This window comes from Streptomyces sp. NPDC047981, from assembly GCF_040653315.1.
Taxonomy (GTDB): Bacteria; Actinomycetota; Actinomycetes; order Streptomycetales; family Streptomycetaceae; genus Streptomyces.
This window is the reverse complement of sequence record NZ_JBEZNQ010000005.1, coordinates 161,616-181,447: the sequence shown is the minus strand read 5'-3', so window position 1 is coordinate 181,447 and position 19,832 is coordinate 161,616. Positions and strand designations below refer to the sequence as shown.

Sequence of the window (19,832 nt, the reverse complement as noted above, 5' to 3'; positions counted from 1 at the left end):
CGCTCCGACTCGGCGGAGGTGAAGAGCGCGGGGCCGATCGCCTCCGCACTGATCAACCTGGCCTGCTCGCGGCTGCCGCGCCGGCGGGCGCCCGGCCTCCGGCGGTCGGGACCGAGGCCGGGGCCGGGCTGTGAAGCCGGTGGGTCACATCTCCTGGTGGAGCCGCATCTGCCACACGGGGTGGTGGACGGGGACGCGGCAGGAGGCACTGGCGGCGCTGTGGTCGGGGCGGACTTCGAGGCGGACGTCTGGGCGTTCGGCGGGGGTGCAGCGCTCTCGGGCCTTGATGGGGACGAGATAGCCGTTCTCGTAGACGTTGACGGGGGCGTAGGAGGTGTCTGGGCAGAGCGTGAGCATCTCGGTGCCCGACTCGGTCACGACGAACCACCACGTGGAGGTGGTGGAGCGGTCGCTGGGAACGCGAAGGGGCAGGTGGCGGGCGGGCTGGGGACGGGTGGCGGTCGCCTGCATGGGCTGCGGGCCTTTCTCCTCGACGTGCTGCGGTGGGCCGCGTACGGCGGCGGGGGCCGGCGGCGGGTGGGCGCGCGCGGGCGCGGCGGCTCGATGCCGCCGTGATCGCGGCCCCGGCCCGGGGGCCCGGCCCGTCCGGGGTGGGGTGGTGCGGACGGGCCGGGCGGGTGCCGCTCCGGGACCGGATGGGGGCCGTGTCCCGGAGCGGCGGTCTTGGGGTTACGCGCTGGCCGCGAGGCTCATGGCGGTGAGGGCCTGGCCCTCCAGCTCGAAGGCCGCGTCCGCGTCGTCGAGCGTCTGGGCGGTGGCGGTGATGGCCTGCATGAGGCCGCCCGCCGTGGTCTGTCCGCCCTGGATGAAGTGGGTCAGGATCGACTCGCGCAGCCCGTCCGTGAACTTGAGCTTCTTGGAGACGACTTCGATCGTCTTGACGGGGTCGGTGATCGGGCGGCCCGCTTCCTTCTCGATCTGGGCGAGCTTGGTCTCGACGTACTCGCGGTCGAGGAAGGTGGCGACGGCGTCGCGGGCCTGGGCGGTGATCAGTTCGAGGTTCTTCGTCTCGGTGTCGCCGGACCAGCGGATGACACCTTCGTCCAGCTTGGCGCCGAGGTGGACCGCTCGCAGGGCGTCCTTCTGGATGGTCATGCCGTTCTCGCACACCTTGACGGTGATGCGGGGGGTGATGGTGAACGCGCCCGCGCCCACCTCGGAGTTGGCGATCACGAATCCGGCGCTGACGATGGGCAGCTCGTCACCGGTCTGGCCGGTGAAGGGGGAGCGGTAGCCACGCAGGAGGGTGGGGGCGAGCACCTTGATGTGCTCGGACTCGACGCGGACGATCATGCGGCGCTCGGTGAGGTCGCACCCGGTGATACGGACGTCGTGACCGGACGCCTTCACGCCGCTGAGCGCGGCCAGCAGGACGTCGAAGTTGTCGATCATCTTGTAGCTGTCGGAGAGGAAGGCGCGGAGGACGCCTTCGCCGCCCTGGGAACCGGTGAAGCCGCGCAGGAGGAACTTGCGGGAGGGGTCCTCGGCGAGCCACCCCATGACGTTCGCGTCGTACAGGTCGACCTTCTCGGCGCGCATCCGGCGCAGGTAGGCGAGCGGGATGCCGAGCTTGGCGGCGATGCCCTCGTCGGCGACGGTGGTGGGGCGATAGGTCCCGTCGGCGATGGTGACGCCGGTGTCGGTGAGGATGGGCGAGAGGCCCTGGACGTTGAGGTTGCCGCCCTGGAAGGTGAGGGCGGAGGCAGGGGCGACCATGTCGATCTTGGCTTCCTGCTGCCGCTTGAGGATCTGCGCAAGGTCGGGGAGGTCCGCGTTCCGGGCGTTCGACGCGGCGTCGGTCGGGATGACGACGGCGGCGCGGCGGGTGAACTGCTCGGCGGTCTCGATGGCCATGGTGCGCTCCTTGTGAGGCTGGTCTGTGGTGGCCGGCCCGGGGTTTGCCCTCCCCGTTCCGACGTGTATTAATTTACCTCACTGGGGGAGGTGGCGCAACTCCTGACCAGCGATTTCCCCGGATTTCTCGGCAGGTTTCTGCGGTCCGCAGACTGCGCCCTGTGTGAGCGGGGTGTCCCTCCGGTCGGTCGGCGGCGCGGTGGTGCCGCGCCCGGCCGGGGCCGCTGGCCTCGCGTAGCGACCGCGTAGCGGCTTGGGCTAGTGGTCCCGGCCGGGTGTGGCAGGGTTCGGACGTCGATCGGCCGGAGGGACACCCCGCGCCCCGCCCCTTTCCCCCACGTGCCGCAGCCGAGCGCGGGCTCCTCCCCCCCTCTGGGAGTGAGGCCGGGGTCCGGGGCGGAGCCCCGCGTTCGACGCCACGGTGCCGGCGCCCGCTCGGCCGCGCCCCGGCTCAGGCCCCGTCCTCGGACGGCATGTCGTCGTAGGTGGCCCCGATCTCGGCGGGGAGGAAGACCCACGGGATCCCTCCGGGGTACAGGACTCGGGCGATCCGGCCGGGCCGCCATGCCCCGCTGTCTCCGGTTCGGCTCATGGTCGGGCCCAGGTAGGTGATCGGCTCGCCGAACGGGTCCGTGCAGCTGTCGCCGGGCTCGATCTCCCGGCCGGTACGGGCGTCGCGCAGGATCCGGATCGGCTCGTGCGGCGCGTGCAGCTCGCCCCGCAGGGCGTTCCGGGTGATGGTGTACGGAAGTTCGCTTCGGCGCTGGGCGTCGAGCCGGTACTCATCGAGGGCGGCGCGTCCAGGTTCGGTGATGACCACGGCCGCGCCCTCGTCGGCCCACGCCATCCAGCCTCGGCTGACGCACTCGTGGATGTCGTCCGGTCTGAAGACGGCAGGGGCGTCAGGATCTGGCCGGAGCGTGAAGTAGCGCACGGCGCCGTACTCCCGGGCGGCGAAGAGGCGACCGCGGGCCGCGGCGGCGAGGCAGCGGCCCTGGCGGTCGCTGACCCTGCTCTGGTCGATGGCCACCCCGCTCACCGCACCGTGCCCTCGACGAACGTGTGGCGGGTGACGGAGAAGTACGTGCAGCCGTCCGCCGGCGGGTGGACCTTGCAGTGCCAGCATGGCCGGGCGTCGGGGTAGGTGGTGACATGGTGATGGCACTGGTACCCCGTATGGGCGCCTTCGGCGCGCAGGTGGGACAACAGGATCAGCTCGAAGTCCTTGGGCTTCGCCCAGCCGGTGATGCCGCGCTGGGGATGCGGATACTCGGTGTCGCCTCCGGCGAGGACGATGCTGCTGATCGAGACGAGAAGCCTGTCCTGGTCGACGTCGACGGCGTGGATGGAGTAGCGGGTGCGGCTCCTTCCCCTGCCGGTCCACGGGGCGTGGGTCGGTCCGTGGGCGTGCCCGAGCACGCTGAGTCCTTCGAGGTTGCTCAGGCTCAGCGTCGGTGGCGGGTCCCACAGGGTGCGTCGGCTGCTCACGCGGTCACGCTCCCGGCGGCCTCGTGGTCACGACCATCCGCTTCGGCTGGCCGGCTGATGTGCGCCCGGATCTGCGCGGCACGGTCGGCGACCTCGTGGGCCGCGGGCATCGGCCCGCCGCGGCCTTCGGCTGTGAGTCGGCGGATGCGGGCGGCCTGCCGCTCCAGGAGGCTGGCGGCCAGGTCGAACAGCTCCTCGTCGGTCCCGGCCTGGTGGGTGACTTCCCAGCGGCCGCCGGCGCCCGGATGGAAGAGGTTCCTCTCGCGGACCGTCACACGGAGTGCCTGCCCGGCGGGCTGGTCATCCTCGGTGAGCTGGATGAGGTAGTGGAACTGCACGTCGGACCCGGGCCTCAGAAAGAGCATCCGGTCGGGGGTCTCGTCCTCGCCGAGCACGTACGGCACGCGCTCGGCGGCCCACCCTCGAAAGAGTTCGGCGCTGGGGGCGTGGTCGGTTTCACGGGCCGTGTGGACGAAGTCCGCGAGCGCCGGCAGGAAGGTGCCGGGGCTCAGCCAGGGGTTGCGCTGCAGGAGCGCAGGCAGCTCGTTCTCGGGCTGGTGCCATTCGATGATGGCTCGGGCTCCCATCGGGATGCCTCCTTGGGCTGGTGGTTGTGGCGCGCCGGCCCGGGTTCGCCCTCCCGGACCGGCGAAGTCGGTGCGTCCCCGGGCGTGCGGGGGCGCCCTGGGCTCAGGGGTAGGTCGGGTTCACGTACTTCTCGGTGGGCGGCTCGGCAGTGCCGGCTTCGAGCGGGAGGTATTCGTGATCACCCGTGACGTTGTAGGTGCAGCCGCTGCTGTCCGGATAGGCGTAGATCAGCTCGGTTCCCCGGTAGACCCGGTGCCAGCGGAAGGACCATCGGACGGCGAAGTAGCAGCTCTCGTCGACCTCGACGGTGCCGATCTCGCCGACCGAGTACTCGGTGTACGGCCCGGGGGTGAACTTGTCCTGGATGAGCATGCCGACCTTGAGGTCGCGGGCCGCGACGGCGGGCAGGCCCGTCGCCACGCAGGCTGCGCAGGGGCCGCTGGCGTGAGGCTGGTGCAGCATGAGCACAACTCCTTGGAGGAAGGTGGCGTGTGGTGGCCGATCCTGGGGCTCGCCCTCCCCTTCTCGACGTGTACTAATTTACTCAAGCGGGGCAAGGTCGTCAACTTCCGCCTCCCGCCCATGAGAGCCGCCGTTGAAGATGAGAGCGTGAACCCCGACGTGAGAGTGGACTCGACAGTGCGCAGGCCGGCGGGGCGAGCGCCCAGTGAATCTGCCCGGCTTTGAGGCTGTAGGTCCGCTATTCACTCTCAAGACCGTTGACCCGGAGTCCTGCTCGTTCGACGGGCGTCGAAGTGACAGCGCCCAGGTCAGAGGGCCTGTCAACTCTCATCTCCAGTGGCGGCTCTCAGCCCACTGGCGGTGGCACGGCGCGAATCCCCGTCCCGCCGATACGCTCGGATGACGACACTCGAGGGGGAAGCATGGAACTGCACGCCACCCGCGGCGGCACCGGCAAGACATCGAGCGCGACCGGCGAGATCATCCCGACCGATGAAGTCGCGCTCGCCCGGCTCGTCGCCCGGCCCCGGCCGGCGTACGACGCCATCGTCCTGGACCTTCCCGCGGGCGAGCCGGTCCCGGTCGGCCCAGCCTTGATCGACGAGATCATGAGGGAGACGGACCGAGCCGACGGCCGCTGACGGCCCAGCCCGGCGCGAGGAGCCGGGGCCGGCCCCCACGGGCCGGACGATGCCGACGGAACCGCCTACTCGGCGACGCGTGACCGAGAACCGGGGCCCGGCTCTCGGTCAGCGCGACGACTCCGCCTTCGGCGGGGCTCTACGACTGCGGCGCGCACGTGATGCAGTCCTCGACGTCGCACCCGAGGCGGCGGCGCCCCTTCGGCAGGCAGTCGGCAGCGAGCTGCCGCTCGAAGTCCAGATCGCGCTCGACGAAGTTGGGCAGCCCCGAGGTGGAGCGGTGCGACTCCAGGGCCGGGAGGTCGAAGTAGCCCCACTCGCCCTGCGTGTCGTCGGCACCGAGACGGGCCCAGCCGAACGCCTCCCCGCTGGCCGGATCGAACTCGGCCACGTACCAGTCGCCCCACGCGGCGAAGTAGTGCGCGTGGATCGTCTTGTGTTCACATGGGATGCCGTCCGTGGCGTAGATCGCAGGGACGGCCCGCAGGACCTCGTTCGGCGGGTAGAAGGCGTGTCCGCGCTCGCGCCGCCAGACCTCCGGCGTGAGGGTCCGGTCGGGCTGGGTGGCGGGCACGTGCTGCGAGGTCATGGAGGTCCCCTAGATTGAGGCGGCTTGTGGTGGTCTCGTCGCGCCAGGGTTTGCCCTCCCCGGCTTGACGTGTACTAATTTACCTTACCTGCGGATGAATGGCAACTCGCTCGCCGACCGGAGGGATCTACGACTGGGGGGGCGTGACGACGGCTCTCCGAGGTCGGGCCGGCCGAGGCGCGGCGGGCGCACCGTCTCGTGCCGGGGGCGGCACCGCAGTACCGCGTCGGACGCGTAGTCGGTCAGTCGTCGCTCTGGCAGGCGTCGCACGGGGTGAGCTCGCCTTCGCCAGCGGGGCGCCCGCAGGCGCACGTGCCGTGCGACCACCGGAAGCCGGCGGCGTGGACGCGCCCTTGGACCTCGTTGAAGAAGTCGGCGCCGGACGCGTCGGGCTTCGACAGTTCCTCCAGGACGATGCGGGTGACGTCGAAGGGGTTGGGGGTGCCCGTCCTGCGGGCGGCGAGGTCGGCGCTCGCCAGGAGCGTGCGCGACGCCGCGCCGGCGAGGCGCTTCGTCGCTTCGGCCAGGAGATTCGGCATTGGATTGCCCGTCGGATTCGGTGATGGCGCCTCCGGGGTGCCGAGTCGGTGCGGCACCCCGGAGGCCGGGAACGGTGTCAGGCGTTGAGCAGGGCGGCGGAGTTGAGCCGCGCCGTGATCTCGTCGAATCGCCTTCCGCACGGGAGGCAGAGCCAGGCGCTGATGATCGCGCCGTTCAGGGCCACGCGGGAGTGGCGCTTGAGCACTTCGGGGCGGCGGCAGTCGTCGCAGTGGTTCGTCATGGCACTCCTTGTGCGGTTGGGGCCTGTGGTGGACGGCCAGGGCTCGCCCTCCCCGTTCCGACGTTTACTAATCTACCTTATTGGCGGATGGTGATCAACCCCGTCCGGAGGTCACTCCACGGGCACAGGAGTCTCAGCGCCTCGCGAGCTGTGGCCTGCACGTCGAGTTCGTACACGCCAAGCTCGTCGTCACTGCGGGCGCAGAGCGCAGCCCAGTCCTCGTGCGGGTGCCGAGCGAGGTCGGCGAGGGGCTCCGCCACCTGATCGAAGTGCTGCCCCTCCAGGTCGAGGCGGGTTCCGTCGTCCGTCGTCAGGTGCAGGACGACGAGGGTGTCGGGGTCCGCGCCGACTTCGAGGGTGACGATCCGGGCGCGGCGGTGGCCGTCTCCGCCCTCACTGGCCTGGAGGTCGGCGGCGTAGGCGATCGCGGCGGCCAGGAAGGTGCACCGGACCTTGGGGTCCTGCGCCGCCCGGGCCCGGCCGAGGAGGGTGTGGTACGTCGGGAACATCGGTGTCTCCGGAGGCTGTTCTGGTGGGGGACTCGGGTACGGCACGGGCTGCCTCGACGGCGCGGGGGAGGGCGTCAGGTGGCCACGCCGGCGCATCGGCACTGGCAGGCGCAGCTGTCACACGGGCGGCAGTCGTCGACGGTGGGGCACCGGCAGGTGCAGTTCCTGAGGGTGCAGCCGGCCTGGTGGACCCGCACGGCGTCTGGATCTCGGAGCACCGCGAGGGCGCCGAGGACGGCGTTCATGGTGAGGCCGGGAAAGTGGAGGGCGACGGTTCCCTCGTCGTCGATGGTCAGCTCGTGTGCCGCCGGTCGCCCGGCCTCGGCCTGGGCGTACCGGCCGGGCTCCGCGGCGGCGATGTCGCCGGTCGGCTCGTTCGTCCCCGCCTTGACCAGGGGGAACCAGTCGCGGCCGTGCACGATGTCGCTGATCAGCTGGGCGACAGGAACGGGCAGGGCCTCGGCGTCGAGCTGGAATCCCGGCAGGTCGTCCGGCGAGCTTGGCCACACGGTGATCTTCCCGCCCTCGGCGGCGCGGCCCGTGAGGCAGAGCGGGTCTTCCGGGTCCTCGGCGTCGAGCTCGGGGTAAGCGGAGCGGAGCAGGGCGGCCCCGGCAAGGGCGGCTGCGTGCTGTGCTGCGCGCCATGCCGCGTGGGAGGGCCTGAGCTTCTTGGGGAGTCGGGGGGCGACGACGAACACGGGGTTCCTTTTCGGCGGTTGCGGTAGGGCCGGCTGTCGGGCTCCCGGCGAAGGAGGCCGGGAGCCCGACAGCCGGTCACGTCTGGTGTAGGGAGCGGCGCTGGGCGCGGACTGCGTCCGCGCGAGCGTGCTCAGCGGTGTACCCGCAGTCGCAGCCCGGGCGGCAGTAGGCCCCCGCGGGAGCTCCGCACCCCTCGCACGGCTCCTCGAAGTCGGTGGGCCTGAAGGGCGGCAGCACTTGGGTGGTCATCGTGTCCTTCCGGGTGGGCGGGGCGCGGCGGCCGTGGCGGGGCCGCCGCGACCTCTCGGACTACTTCGTGGGGGCCTCCCCCTTGAGGAAGCACGCGCTGAGCGGGATTCCGTCGATCTCGTGCTCCTTGTCCTCCTCGGGCACCCACTCGTGCTGGCGGAGGCGCCGGGTGGACTCCTCGTCGAGCCGGATGACCGCCTTCTGCCGCCCTCGGGACGGTGCCGAGATGTTGATCAGGGTGCCGCTCAGTCCGGCGAAGTACTTGGGCCTGATGCGCGCGACAGTGATCTTGTCGCCGACCTTCAGCATCGTCACGCGCAGCGTTTCCAGTGCCTCCCGCCGCTTCTTGGTGGCCGGGAAGAGCGCATCGAGATGGCTGTCGTTCGCGCGCTGCGCGAGGAAGTCGTTGACGGCGTCAGCGGTGAGTCCCATCAGGGTGGGCTCCTTTCGAGTGGGCGGGCTTCAGGCCGGGTAGCAGCCGGAGGCTGCGAGGCGGGTGAGGGTGTACTCCTTCTCGCCTTCCGGGACATGCCGGAAGTTCGCGAGCCGCCGGGTGGACTCCTCGTCGAGGCGTACGGCGGCGTAGGCCGCCTTCCGCGGCTGGCGGTCGACGTGGACGACCTCGCCCGTCAGTCCGTTGAGGCGGGCGTCCTTGTAGGAGTCGAGCCGGACCTTCTGCCCCGGCGCGAGGTTCTTCGCGCGTTCCTTGATCAGGGAGCTGCGCCGCTTCCTGGCAGTGTCCTCGAAGCGCTCCAGGTCAACGTCGGTGGCCTGGCTGCGGACGAACACGAGTACGTCGTCGAACGTGATGGTGCTGGCCTCCATGGCCTTCCTTTCCGGGAGGAGGGGGCGGGGCCGGGCCTTCCCGGCCCCGGTGGCGGATCAGCCGAGATCGATCAGGAACCCGCGTACGTCGGCCTCGCTGAGCGGGGCCCAGGTCGTGTGACGGCACCGGGAACCTTCCTGCGGCTCCGGCGTGTCCGGTCCGGTGTACGGGCCGTAGTGGGCCAGCAGGATGGCGGCGATGAGGTCGAGCGGGTGCAGGTGAACGGGCTCCGGCTCGGGGGCGGTGCGCTCGGTCACGACGACGTGCAGCTGGACGATGGGGCCTTCGGCCCGGAGTGAGGTCACGAGATTCCTTGGTTCATGGTCTGTGGTGTCCGGTCCGGGGCTTGCCCTCCCCGTTCCGACGTGTACTAATTTACCCTACTGGCGCCCTGGCGTCAACTCCCGTTTGCGAGACTCATTCAGGTTTCTGACCATTCCGGCGACGGCGTTGGCCTGATCAGCCGTCAAGCCCGGAAGATCCAGGGAGATGCCCGCCCCGCCTCCCTCGACGACCGCCTCGACGGAGCCGCCGTTGACGTATGCGCATCGGACGGTGGTCTGCCCGCTGCGGGGGGAGTCCGGCACGACCACGACGGTCGCAGCAGGGGTCTCGAGCGTCTCGGCAAGGCCCTGCGCGACTCGGGCACGCGCGCGGCGCTCGGCGCGCTCGGCGCCTACGAGCGCCTGGTGCTGGGCGCGTGCGGCCTCGTACTGAGGGAGGAGCCTGCGGCGGATATGTCGGGCGACATGCGCGGGATCGCGGTGGGTGACACCGATCTGAGGGGACGAAGGTCCGTAGCGGATCCTTTGACTGTTCGCAGCCGGCAGAAGGCCGCGCACCAGCCCGGGGAGGAGGACGAGACGCGCTCCGCGGCCGTCGGTGAGCTGGTAGTGGCCGGGCCAGTCCGCGGGCTGGGGTGACCACTGCGGCCCCAGTTCGGCGGCGACGGCACGGGCAAACTCGGCGTTCGCCTCAGGGTTGGTACGAGTCGGGGTGGACATGGGCGGGTTCGCCTTTCGTCGGGACGGCGCCCGGGGCGGCGCGGTTCGCCCCGGGCTCGGTGGCCGGGGTTCGACTACTTCGCGCTGTCCACGGCGGCGTTCCGCTCCTCGCCGGTGAAAGTGAACTCACCGGTGCGCGTGCCTCGCGAGACCATCCGGCCAGTCGTCGTGAGGGTGGCCCGCGTCTGCGAGGTGTCGAACCCCAGGGTCGTCGCCTCGGGAACGCCCAGGCTGCCGCCGACCTCGAACGCGTCCTGGTTGGCTCCGAGGAACACCACCGTCCACCCCTGATGCTCCCTGGCTCCGTCAACCAGGTACCGGACCAGGCCGGCGTCGAACCGCTTGGAGCGGTTGTCCTTGCCGTCGGTGAGGATCACGAGGGTGACCTCGGACGGCTGCTCGGCGGGCGGCAGCGTGGCGATCCGCTGTCCCTCCTGCCACACCGTGGTGCCGACGGCGTCCAGGAGGGCTGTCATGCCGCGCGGCTGGAAGGTGAACTCAGGGATCTCGTCCAGCGGACGGCCGGTGTAGACGGTCTCGATCTCATCGTCGAACTGCACGAGGGTGACGGTGGTGACGCCGGGCGTCTTGCGCTGCTCGTCGAGAAGTGCGTTCAGTCCGCCCTCGGTGTCCTCTCGGACGCGGTTCATACTGCCCGAGCGATCGAGGACGACGATCAGGTGCCGACGGTCAGGGGTGGTCATGCGAATCTCCTTGGAACGCGGTGGTTCGTGGTGTCCGGCCCGGGGTTTACCCTCCCCGTACCGACATGTACTAATCTACCCTTCAAGGGGGTGAGTGTCAACTGCCCCTGACTACGAGGCCAGCCATTCAGCACGTTCGCGGCGCCACAGGCGCTCGTCGGCCCGTTTCACCTCTCGACGGGCCCAGCGGCGCGTACGGCGCCGCCGAGCGCCACGCTGGCGCGGCCCGGGGCGCCCCTCATCAGGGAACGCCGGAACGAAGCGATAGTTCAGAACTGCCATGCTGCACTCTCTCCTTCCTCTGGGATTCGGATTCATGGCACGCCACAGGGTGTGCCGGCGCCGTCAGCCGAGGCCGCGCTCGCGCGCACCCTCGGGCGGCACCACCCCGCGCCCTCCTGCTCGGCGGGCGCCGGAGGCCAGCCCGAGGCGGCTACGGCTTGGCGTTCGCGGGCGCGGCCTCGGCTCGACAGGTGTGATGGAAGATGCTCTTACGCGTAGCGAGGACGCCGACCAGGCCGGCCGCCGCAATGCGCACCCCGCACGCGCAGTCCAGCTCCGCGTACGGCGGGGGAGACGGCTGGCGGCGGGCCCAGAAGCGGGGGAAACGTCGCTCGACAGGACGGGCGGTGGCGACAGGTGTCTCGATGTGGGCGCTCACGGTGCACTCCTCGCGGGTGGTTGCGGTGGTCAACGCGGGGCTTACCCTCCCCGTCTCGACGTGTACTAGTTTACCGTACCGGCTGAGGGGTGTCAACCGCACCAGCTCCCGTGAGCGGGCGACGGCGGGGCCTCCCCCAGAGCCGCAGCACGGTTCGGTAGGCCAAGCCGGGAGATCCTGCTTCGTACAGCTTCCGGTACGCCGCGCGGCGGGCGGCGTCCTCCTTGGCCTCGCCGGTGAGCTGCTGGTTGATGGCGAGCGCGTAGCCCATGTACGCCGCGCCGAGCATCGCGTCGGAGAGGTCGCCGAGGACGGCTTCCTCCGTGGTGCCGTTCCGCTGGGCCGCGCGGTGGACGAGGTGGGCGAGTGCGTCCACGGCCTCGGCCATGGCTTCGGACGGGATGGCGTGGTCGGCCATGAGGGCGGGGAGTTGCGTGTTCATCGGGTTCCTCTTCCGGTTGCTCGTTCGGGTTGGTCGGGTGCGGCGGGTGGTGTGTACGGCCTGGGGCCGCGGACCCTTTTTCCCCCGCCCTCCCTGCGCTGTGAGATGTCGGGGGCCGGGCGGCGGAGTGCAGGGGAGGCAGGGAGTACCGCAGCCGGTAGAGCGACGAAGGAGCGGGCCGGCGAGGACACGGACCGGACGACCTTGCGCGCAGCCGCCCGGCCCCCAGAATCGAAAAGCAGGGAGGGCGGGGGAAACCCCGTACGGACCGCAGCGCAGCGAAGGACCGTACGGGACAAACCAGCCCCGGCAACGCCGGGACGACTATCCCTCGTCGGTGGCTGTGGCGAGGAGGCCTCCCAGCTGGACCTTCACGAGTTGGAGGGCGGCTCGTGTGTCGTCCAGGGAGGTGGAGAGCAGGTCGGAGTGCTCGTTGGTGGCCTCCTGGAGAGCGGTGAAGCGCTCGTACAGCTTCCTGGCCTCGTCGGCCTTCCCGCTGCGCTGGGCGGCGGCAATGTCCCGGGCGAGTTCGTCGAGCTCGTCCTTCGCCTTGGTCGTGAACGCCATGATGATCATCTCGCGCATCTCCTCCTGGTCCGGCAGGGGGACGCGGACGAGGTGGCTTCCCTCCCCGAACCGGCCGACGAGTTCCCGCAGCGAGCCGAGGACATCCGCGTGCTGGCGGTGCACGAAGTACACCCCGCCGGTGGGCCGGACCCGGATGGCACTCAGGTGCTCGACGTACCGTCGGACCACCGAGCGCAGCTTGTCACTGGTCAAGTAGGTGCACCGGTGGCGGAACGCCTCGTTGATGTCGGTGAGCATCTGCCGGACGGTGGTCTGCTCGGCCTCGGGGAGCTTGGCGATGGCGGAACGGTCCTCCTCGATGGTGAGGGCGCCGGCCCCTTCGGGGCTGTTCTCGGAGTTGTCCCGGTCGAAGGTGCAGATCGCGATGCGGGTGTCGTACTCCAGGCTCGTTCGTTCCTCGTCGCGGATTTCGCGGACGACGTGCCGCACGATCTGGCCTCCGTCTCGGCGTACGGGGCGGACCATTAGGGTGGCGGTCTTGAGGAGCTCGTTGCGTCCGCGGCGCCGGCCGCGCTTGCTGGCCGGGCCGGTGGCGCTCGGGTCGTCCAAGGGGTACGTCACGCGGACGCCGTCGGGGCCGGTGACTCGCTCGAACGCGTCCACGTGGCGCACAGGCGGAGGCAGGAGAGCCTCGTCCAGGTCCAGCTCGGTGAACCATCGGACGAGGTCGTCGCGGGTCACCTTGCCGTCGAAGATCGAGTAGAGGACGAGGTGTCCGAGGAGCGGGGTGCCCTCCTCGGACATCGCCTCGGCGTAGGCGTCGAAGGCCGTGTCGCCCGTCTTGAGTTCGGGGTCGGCCGCAGAGGGCGGGGGAGTGGTCATATCGCTCGGCTCCGTGCGAAAACGTGCGTTGGGGAAGAGGGACGAGAAGGGCGGCGAACCTGCTCAGAGCAGCCGGAAGAGGTCGGACACGGCCCGGGGATCGGTGAGGTCGTCAAGGCTGCGGAGGTTGTCGCACAGCGTGTCCAGCACGGTCCCGGGCGCGGTCGCGGGTCCGGTGCCGATGGAGATGCCGAAAGTGCGGAAGTCCAACCGCCGTTTGGTCTCGTTCCAGCGGTGCATCCACTCCTCGCTGACGCCGCATTCCCCGTCCGTGATCAGCACGATGTCTCCGCGCGGTCGGCCGGCGTCGTTGAACTCGGCCTCCAACAGGTCGACCGCGGCGGTGAGCGGCGCCTCGAAGTCGGTTCCGCCGCCGAAGAACGTCTCTGCGAAGTCGATGATGTCGGCGATGCCGGCCGGGGCCGAGCCGGGGAAGCGGTGGATGCTCAGTTCGCTCGCCGAGCTGAAGATGATGCCGACGAAGTCCCTCTTCGCCTGCCGGGCTTGGTCGAGCAGTGCCAGGGCGCACGCCTTGGCCCATGCCTCACCGGTGATGCCGACGCGATCCGTGCCGCACGGGATATCCATGGAGAAGGAGGTGTCGATGCAGGCGATGATCGCGCCCCGCCCCGTGTTTTGCTCCCCTCGGCTGTCGTAGAGCATGAGGCTGCTCTCGGCGTATCTGGCCGCGAAGACGGCCCGCATCGCCGGGATGCCGAGGTGAGCGAGTTCGGAGGGCACAACGCGGGAGAGGTCGTCGCCGAGGGTGATCCCGACGAGCTCTCCGGGGGTGTTCTCCACCCTGCGCGCCCGCTCGCCGAGGGCCATGAGGCGGAACCTCCCGATAAGGTCCGCGAACTGGCCCAGGTGCCCTCTACGCAGTCGTTCAGCGAGAAGGGCCCGCTCCTCGAAGGGCATCCGCTCCAGTTGTCCCGGGTCCAGGCCCCAGGCCCGCATCAGGACGTCCTCCTCGCGGGCGGCCTCCGCGGCCTGGGCCGTCGCGCGCCGGATCGCCGTACGGATGGCGGGGGTCACTGCAGCGAGGGCCTGCGCGGCCGCTTGCGCGGCCTGCCGAGCGGCCTCATCCGCAGATTCGGCCCCATCGATCGCCTCGTCCACGGCGGCGGCCACGTCATCGGGCACGGCGCCGTTCTCGTCTTCCGCGTCGCCGGCCCGCGCCAGCGCCTCGGCAACAGCACGAGCCGCGTCTCCGACGCCGTCCTGGGCGTCGTGGGCCTGGTGCCCCTTCTCCTGGGCGTCGCGCGTCTGCTCGAGCAGACGGCGCAGGGCGTCGCTCTGGGCGAGGACGGCCATGGCCGCGGCGTACGGATCGCCGACGGTCGCGCGGTGGAGGTCCTCGTACTCCGGACTGCCGACCATCGCGGTGACGACCTGGTGGTTGATCAGGCGGGACGGGTCCATGTCCGCCCGGTCGCGCAGGCGGGGGGTCGCCTTGAACGCGGAGAGGAACAGGTCGCGCAGCAGATCCGGCGTGTGGTCGAACCGTTCGTTGAGTTCCTCCGCCAGGTCCTGGAGGGCGGAGGCATCCTCGAAGGTCTCCGTCCAGGTCATGTCGTCGAACCGGTCCGAGACCACGGCGGCGGTGGCTTTCGGCTCTGGCGGTGAACTGGCGAGCCCCAGCCAGCGTCCGGCCCGCGCGGCCAGGTCCTTGAGCTTGGTCAGCTTCTTACCCACAGCCCTTCCCCCCGCCGGCTCAGACCTGCGCCTGAACCAGGGAGGCGTCGACGCCGAGCGCTTCGGTGAGGACGCGGGCGTGGACGGCCTTCTGGCGGGCGATGGCGCGGTCGATGGACGCGGTGGAGCGGCAGGCCTGCTCGGCGTCCGCGCGGAGCTTGCCGAGCCTCTTGCCGGCGCGGGCGAGCTTGGTGTTCGCCTCCTTGATCGCCCAGTCCGACAGCGCTTCGCGGGACTGGCCGGCCTTGGCGTCGAGGTCGGCCGCCAGTTCCTCGATGGCGTCGGCGAGGTCGAGTGCTTCCCTGGCGTCGGGGTTGACCATCTGGAGCACTTCGCGCTCGACGGTGGGCCGCTGCGCGGGGGAGTCCCACAGAACGTGGGTGAGCACGGAGAGGTCGTTCTCACTGACCTCGGTCCGCCCGTCGAGGAGGGCGGATGCCTGGAGCAGCCGTACGGACACCCGCCAGCGCCGGTCGGAGGAGACGAGTTCGCGGCGCCGGAGGGAGGCGCGCAGGGTGCACATGGCGTCCACGATCAGGTCCGGGACCTCCACCGCGGGCACCGCGGTGGAGACCGCGTGCTGGAGCTCCGTCAGGGTGATGGTCGTACGGGCGACCGGGGCGGCTGCGGTGACCGCGGAGCGGATGAGGGCCGCGAAGTTCGAGGGGTCGTTCAGGTAGTCGACCTCCAGGCGGACCAGGAGCCGGTCGTAGATCGCCGCGCTGTCCTCGCCGGACGGCAGCTCGTTGGACGCGGTGATCGCGCTGATCAACGGGCACGCGATGGGGGCGCCGCCGTTCTCCGGGTGGTAGATCCGTTCGTTGAGCAGCCCCAGCGTCTCGTTCAGCGCGGCCGTGCTGCACTTGAAGATCTCGTCGATGAAGGCGATGTGCGCGGTCGTGGCCCGCCCGTCGTAGACCTGTCGGTACTCGCCGCGGCTGAGGGCCGCGACATCGATCGGGCCGAACATCCTCGTGGGCGAGGTGAACTTGGAGAGAAGGATCTCCCAGAGATTCGCACCCTCGATGCGGCCGGTCAGCTCCCGGGCGAGCTCGGACTTCGCGGTACCGGGCGGGCCGAGAAGCAGGGAGTGCTGACCGGCGAGCATCGCGGTCAGGAGAGTCCGTACGACGTCTTCTCGTTCGTAGTACCGGTCCGCCAGCTCGGACGTGATGGCCCGCAGCCGCTGCGCGGTGCTGAGCGCGTGCTCGAACTGCCCTGCCGTCATGGTGGTCATCCCCTCTGCCACAGCTTCCCGTACGCCCCGTAGCGTAGCGTGAGGACTGCAAAAACGGACGTTTTTGCATGGCCGAAGGAGAGGTCGACGCCCGGATCAGCAACCGCCTGCTCGCTCTGCCCCTCGGGAAGCAGTGTGGTGTTCGGCGGGCCGCGGAGGTTCGTCATGAGCCAGCTCCTCAGCAGCTGGTAAGGGGGTGGAGCCCCCACTCCGCACACCTATTCCGCGACCTACGACGAGGAACGCGCGGGCGGCCAGGTCGCGGGCGGCGTGGCGTGAAAGAGGCACAGATCGACGGTCCTGCCCCTGGCCAGAGTTCATCCGACGGAGTGAGCTTCCCCCACGTGGACCTGCCGCGGGCACTGGCGGGGCGCGTGCAGACGTTCAGCACGATGGCACACTGGGTGACCCAACAAGGTTGCTGTCCAAGGGAAATGATCCAGTGTCCGAGACTGCTGCCGCCTCCTCCGGCCCCGAGGTCCGCTCCGGCGGCTGCCTCCCTTTGTGCGGGAAGATCCGCTTCACCGTCACCGGTCCGGTGGACGACCCACACTTGCGCATGTGACCACTGCTCCAAGCGCTCCGGAGCGCCGTTCCAGTGGTGGCTAGGCTTCCCGCTGGCAGGGCTGGTGTGGACCGGCGCCGAGCCGACCTGGTTCGACACGCACCCCGGCAAGACCGCGCGCGGCTTCTGCCCGCCTGCGGCACCCACATCGCCGCCCGCGACTACGGCGAAGACAAAACGATCATCGGCATCCTCGCCACCGCCCTCGACGGCTACGACGCCGACCCGGCGCTCGCCCCCACCAACCTGAACCGCCTCGCCGAGGCTGCTCCCTGGCTGGCCGAGGCCAGCTGATCGGGGCTCCTGCGGGAGGCGCACCTGACAACGCCCTCCCGCAGGGCACCGCCCCGAGAACTTATGCCTGGTCGGTCTCCCCCCGGGCCGACTGCGTGAGGAGGTCGTCCCGGATCCGCTGGAGTACCTCATACAGCCGATCCGCGCGGGCGCTCTGCTTCGGGCCGAGGTCTTCGCGGGGCGCGTCGAGCAGGACGGCGAGGTGTTCGGGCTCCACGGGCGCGTTGACGCTCCGCCTCGCTTCCACGAGGGCGTTGGTGACCGCCCGGCGGTACTCCATCGGCTCCAGCTGGGAGTGGGAGTTCTTCAGGTCCATCGCGGCGCGCGCGGCACTGTAGAGGGTGCCGCGGAATCCGGGCTGGATGCGGTGCCACGCCGGGTCATCGAGGGCAGGCAGGGGGCGGTGGTCCCGCTCAGCGGCGATGACGGCTTGAAGGGCCGCGTCGCGGTCGGGGAAGGCGCGGCCGGTGGCCGGCTTGAGGGTCCGACGGCGGTGTTTGGCCGCCCAGCGCCCGCCCGGGTTGGGGGAGGTCGGTTCGAGGGTGCCGACCGGCTGGCCGTCCGCGCAGACGACCAGCACGTCGCCGTGGTCCAGGTCGGGTTCAAGGGTCCAGGCCCGGCCGTCGAACGTGCCGAGGGCGGTGGTCTCGCTCGCCACGGCGGCCGCCCGCAGCGCGGCGACGAGCCGAGCACCGTCCTTGCTCCGGTCAAGGACGGACTCCGAGATGCTCTGGAGCTGGGCGAGGTCGCCCTCGTGCGGGGCGCGCACGGCCACGCGGAGCGCCGCGTGGCGGAGCGTCGGCGCGAAGAGGGACAGGTGCCCGCCGCGGCCGGCGGACGCGGTCGCCAAGGACGCCGCGGCGCGAGCCAGTGCCGTGGCGGTCTGTTCCGTCAGCGCGGCCCACCAGGCGGGCGTCGCGGTGGCCGGCTCGGGCTGTCGGCGCAAGGACGCCTTGATGACGGCCTTGGCGGCGATGTCGCGGTTGTTGAAGTGCCTGCCCTTGGTGGGGCGCACGGCCGTGAGCTGATCCTTGGCCGACCATCCAAGGAGGGAGCGGCGCCCGGTGCTCGCGCGCTCGGGCGTCACCGTCCCCACCTGCTGGCCGTCGCGGAGGACCGTCCACGTGTCCCCGGACGAGGGGTAGCGGGCCATGCACCAGCCGGAGCCTGCTTGGAAGCCGAGGTCCTCGATGGCCACGGGCAGTTCGTCGGCCTCGTCCGGCGCTCCGGATCCAGCGGCGTCGTCGGATCCGGGGGACTGCTCCTGCGGGCTCAGCTCGGCCGGAGTCTGGGGCGGTTCGGCGGGGCCGGGCACGGGCTGACCAGCCGTATCGAGCGTGAACATGTCCATCTGGCCCGCGGACACGTCCTGCTGGGCGGGCTGACCGGTCTCCTCCGCCTCACCGACGGCCGGCGGAGAAGCCGGCAGGGCGATGAGGGCGGCGTTCTCGGCGGTGAGGCGGGTGACGTCCTCCCGCAGCTCGGCCAGGGTCCGCTCGTGCTCGGCGCGCAGCTCGGCCAGTTCCTGGGTGTGCCGGGCCTGTTCCGCCTTCCGGTCCCGGTCGAGGGCGTCGAGCTGCCGTTGAAGGCCCTCGGCGCGCTCGCGGGCCACGCCGAGGTTCGTGGTGGCGGTGGCCAGCTTGCCCTCCGCCTCGTCCCGTTCGGCGCGGACACCCGCCAGCTCCTCGGTGTGCCGGGCTGCGTCATCCTGCCGTGCCTGACGGAGCTCGTCGAGCTGGGTCTGGAGGCCTCCGGCGCGCTCGCGGGCGACGCCGAGGGCGGTGGTGGCGGTGCGCAGCTCGCCTTCCAGATCCGTGATCCGCCCGGCCTGCTCCTCCAGCCGGGGCCGGAGCACCGCGAGTTCGCCGTCCAGGCGGCCGGCCCGCTCGGTCAGCTCGCTGTGCTGCCGGCTGAGGTTGGCGTGGGCGTCGCGCAGCTCGGTGTGCTGCTCGGTGAGGCGCCGGTGCTCGCCCTGGAGATCCTGGTGCGTACCGCGCAGGGCGAGGTGGTCCTCGGTGAGCTGACGCAGGGCCTCGGTCGCGATGCCAGCCTGCTGGTCGGCTTCGGCGGCCTCGCGCAGGGCGGTCGCCGCCTCCCGTACGGCGGCGGCGCGCTCCTGGTCTGCCTCGGCGGCGGCGCGGGCGGACGCCTCGGCGGCGGCGTGCGCGGCGGCGGCCGTCTGCTCGGCGGCGGCCCGGGCGGTGTCAGCCTCCTCGACCCGGACGACGGCCGCGTGGTCGACGGCGGCGAGGTGGGCGGCGACGGCGTCGGTGTCGGCGGCGGCCTGCTCGCCGGCGAGGACGGTCTCCAGAGCGGCGGCCACCCGAGGCAGCAGCTCGGCGAGCACGCTCTGCTCGCGGGCCCGCCGGGCGAGGACGACCGGCAGCGGATCCGGCGCGGGGGCGGATTCACCGGCCTCCTCAGCCGCGCGCCGGGCGGCGGCCTCTGCCTCCGCCTTCTTCTCCTGCCGGTACGCGTACTGCTTGTCCCGCTTGTTGTTGTGGGTGGGACAGAACTCTGGGGGCGGCCCGGGCCGGCCCTTCGCGGGGGTCTCGCGCGCCTCGGTGCAGTCGGGGTAGCGGCAGTCCGCCGCCGCTCCGGCATGGCCGGCGAACTTCCGCTCCAGCCACTGGTCCCCGGCGCCGGGGGCAGGGACGGTGGCGGCGACGCCGTCAGTGAGCTCCCGCACCGGAGACCTCCGTCTCGGTCCGCGCGAGCTCGTCCTCCTGGACGGCCAGGCCGGCCAGGTGCCACATCGCGTTGCAGATGTGCTCGGCGCTCACCGCGCCGTCGACGAGGTCGCCGTCGGCGCCGTCCACGAGCAGGGCGGTGACCTTCGCGGCGACGCCGCGCCGGATCTCCCGGCGTCGGTCGGCGTCGGCCGCGGCGTACTGCGCGTCGGCGAGGAACTGGTTGCCCTCCTTGGTCGTGAGGTGCTCTACGACCTCCGCGACGCTCAACTGGTCCGCCACCATGTCCCCTTCATGTTCCGGCGCCCGCTTTGGGGCGAGCTGATCCTATCGGCGGGCGGCTCGGCGCCGGGCCGTGCCGCCCGGCGCCCTGCTGTCCGCTCTCGTACGGCCGGCGGGCGGCCCGGAGCCCGCGGGGGCTGC

General features: G+C 71.2%; 26 protein-coding genes. 2 read left to right on the top strand and 24 right to left on the bottom strand.

Features of this window, described 5'->3' with window-relative positions:
• Positions 1-144: 144 nt before the first annotated feature.
• From AB0E14_RS05485 to AB0E14_RS05460, 6 genes are all read right to left on the bottom strand, one after another.
• A complete protein-coding gene (locus tag AB0E14_RS05485; RefSeq protein WP_362412394.1) occupies positions 145-471 on the bottom strand; it encodes a hypothetical protein in 327 nt (108 codons plus the stop codon).
• Between the two features lie 219 nt (positions 472-690).
• Entirely contained in the window at positions 691-1,875 is a 1,185-nt protein-coding gene (locus AB0E14_RS05480) for a DUF932 domain-containing protein (protein WP_362412391.1), read from the bottom strand.
• A gap of 451 nt (positions 1,876-2,326) precedes the next feature.
• Entirely contained in the window at positions 2,327-2,905 is a 579-nt protein-coding gene (locus AB0E14_RS05475) for a hypothetical protein (protein WP_362412388.1), read from the bottom strand.
• A gap of 5 nt (positions 2,906-2,910) precedes the next feature.
• Positions 2,911-3,363, bottom strand: a complete 453-nt coding sequence (locus tag AB0E14_RS05470) for a hypothetical protein (RefSeq protein WP_362412385.1) — start codon at positions 3,361-3,363, stop codon at positions 2,911-2,913.
• Entirely contained in the window at positions 3,360-3,950 is a 591-nt protein-coding gene (locus AB0E14_RS05465) for a hypothetical protein (RefSeq protein ID WP_362412378.1), read from the bottom strand. Before AB0E14_RS05465 ends, AB0E14_RS05470 begins: the two co-directional genes overlap by 4 nt.
• A 103-nt stretch (positions 3,951-4,053) precedes the next feature.
• A complete protein-coding gene (locus AB0E14_RS05460; RefSeq protein ID WP_362412375.1) occupies positions 4,054-4,413 on the bottom strand; it encodes a hypothetical protein in 360 nt (119 codons plus the stop codon).
• A gap of 422 nt (positions 4,414-4,835) precedes the next feature.
• Between AB0E14_RS05460 and AB0E14_RS05455 the strand changes: the two genes are divergently transcribed.
• Positions 4,836-5,054 (top strand): hypothetical protein, encoded by a 219-nt coding sequence (locus AB0E14_RS05455; protein WP_362412372.1) that lies wholly within the window; start codon positions 4,836-4,838, stop codon positions 5,052-5,054.
• A gap of 139 nt (positions 5,055-5,193) precedes the next feature.
• On the opposite strand, the gene AB0E14_RS05450 is transcribed toward AB0E14_RS05455, so the two are convergent.
• From AB0E14_RS05450 to AB0E14_RS05375, 16 genes are all read right to left on the bottom strand, one after another.
• On the bottom strand, positions 5,194-5,643 hold the full coding sequence (locus tag AB0E14_RS05450; RefSeq protein ID WP_362412369.1) for a hypothetical protein: 450 nt from the start codon (positions 5,641-5,643) through the stop codon (positions 5,194-5,196).
• A gap of 242 nt (positions 5,644-5,885) precedes the next feature.
• Positions 5,886-6,182, bottom strand: a complete 297-nt coding sequence (locus AB0E14_RS05445; RefSeq protein WP_362412366.1) for a hypothetical protein — start codon at positions 6,180-6,182, stop codon at positions 5,886-5,888.
• Between the two features lie 77 nt (positions 6,183-6,259).
• Positions 6,260-6,424, bottom strand: a complete 165-nt coding sequence (locus AB0E14_RS05440; protein ID WP_179500349.1) for a hypothetical protein — start codon at positions 6,422-6,424, stop codon at positions 6,260-6,262.
• A 77-nt stretch (positions 6,425-6,501) separates the two neighbouring features.
• The gene (locus AB0E14_RS05435; RefSeq protein ID WP_362412362.1) at positions 6,502-6,933 is read right to left on the bottom strand and encodes a hypothetical protein; all 432 of its coding nucleotides are present in this window, start codon (positions 6,931-6,933) and stop codon (positions 6,502-6,504) included.
• A gap of 74 nt (positions 6,934-7,007) precedes the next feature.
• Complete coding sequence (locus tag AB0E14_RS05430; RefSeq protein ID WP_362412359.1) at positions 7,008-7,631, bottom strand: hypothetical protein; 624 nt, start codon at positions 7,629-7,631, stop codon at positions 7,008-7,010.
• Between the two features lie 310 nt (positions 7,632-7,941).
• Positions 7,942-8,313 (bottom strand): hypothetical protein, encoded by a 372-nt coding sequence (locus AB0E14_RS05425; protein ID WP_362412356.1) that lies wholly within the window; start codon positions 8,311-8,313, stop codon positions 7,942-7,944.
• 30 nt (positions 8,314-8,343) lie between these two features.
• Positions 8,344-8,706, bottom strand: coding sequence for a hypothetical protein (locus tag AB0E14_RS05420; protein ID WP_362412353.1), 363 nt, complete (start codon positions 8,704-8,706; stop codon positions 8,344-8,346).
• 57 nt (positions 8,707-8,763) lie between these two features.
• A complete protein-coding gene (locus AB0E14_RS05415) occupies positions 8,764-9,012 on the bottom strand; it encodes a hypothetical protein (protein WP_362412350.1) in 249 nt (82 codons plus the stop codon).
• A gap of 75 nt (positions 9,013-9,087) precedes the next feature.
• On the bottom strand, positions 9,088-9,711 hold the full coding sequence (locus tag AB0E14_RS05410; RefSeq protein WP_362412347.1) for a hypothetical protein: 624 nt from the start codon (positions 9,709-9,711) through the stop codon (positions 9,088-9,090).
• 74 nt (positions 9,712-9,785) lie between these two features.
• A complete protein-coding gene (locus AB0E14_RS05405; protein WP_362412344.1) occupies positions 9,786-10,415 on the bottom strand; it encodes a vWA domain-containing protein in 630 nt (209 codons plus the stop codon).
• A 433-nt stretch (positions 10,416-10,848) separates the two neighbouring features.
• Positions 10,849-11,076 (bottom strand): hypothetical protein, encoded by a 228-nt coding sequence (locus AB0E14_RS05400; RefSeq protein ID WP_362412341.1) that lies wholly within the window; start codon positions 11,074-11,076, stop codon positions 10,849-10,851.
• Positions 11,077-11,146: 70 nt separating this feature from the next.
• Positions 11,147-11,518: a hypothetical protein gene (locus tag AB0E14_RS05395; protein WP_362412338.1), complete on the bottom strand. Its 372-nt coding sequence runs from the start codon at positions 11,516-11,518 to the stop codon at positions 11,147-11,149.
• 324 nt (positions 11,519-11,842) lie between these two features.
• Entirely contained in the window at positions 11,843-12,928 is a 1,086-nt protein-coding gene (locus AB0E14_RS05390) for a DUF6744 family protein (RefSeq protein ID WP_362412335.1), read from the bottom strand.
• Positions 12,929-12,991: 63 nt separating this feature from the next.
• Entirely contained in the window at positions 12,992-14,623 is a 1,632-nt protein-coding gene (locus AB0E14_RS05385; protein ID WP_362412332.1) for a VWA domain-containing protein, read from the bottom strand.
• 19 nt (positions 14,624-14,642) lie between these two features.
• The gene (locus tag AB0E14_RS05380; protein ID WP_362412329.1) at positions 14,643-15,851 is read right to left on the bottom strand and encodes an AAA family ATPase; all 1,209 of its coding nucleotides are present in this window, start codon (positions 15,849-15,851) and stop codon (positions 14,643-14,645) included.
• 5 nt (positions 15,852-15,856) lie between these two features.
• Positions 15,857-16,027 (bottom strand): hypothetical protein, encoded by a 171-nt coding sequence (locus AB0E14_RS05375; protein ID WP_362412326.1) that lies wholly within the window; start codon positions 16,025-16,027, stop codon positions 15,857-15,859.
• A 464-nt stretch (positions 16,028-16,491) separates the two neighbouring features.
• Between AB0E14_RS05375 and AB0E14_RS05370 the strand changes: the two genes are divergently transcribed.
• A complete protein-coding gene (locus AB0E14_RS05370; protein ID WP_362412322.1) occupies positions 16,492-16,719 on the top strand; it encodes a hypothetical protein in 228 nt (75 codons plus the stop codon).
• A gap of 61 nt (positions 16,720-16,780) precedes the next feature.
• Here AB0E14_RS05370 and AB0E14_RS05365 read toward each other — a convergent pair whose 3' ends face one another.
• Both AB0E14_RS05365 and AB0E14_RS05360 read right to left on the bottom strand, forming a co-directional pair.
• A complete protein-coding gene (locus AB0E14_RS05365; RefSeq protein ID WP_362412319.1) occupies positions 16,781-19,408 on the bottom strand; it encodes a hypothetical protein in 2,628 nt (875 codons plus the stop codon).
• Positions 19,392-19,694 carry a hypothetical protein gene (locus AB0E14_RS05360; protein ID WP_362412316.1) on the bottom strand — a complete coding sequence of 101 codons (303 nt, stop codon included), beginning with the start codon at positions 19,692-19,694 and terminating at the stop codon, positions 19,392-19,394. The genes AB0E14_RS05365 and AB0E14_RS05360 overlap by 17 nt, the downstream gene beginning before the upstream one ends.
• Positions 19,695-19,832 lie beyond the last annotated feature (138 nt).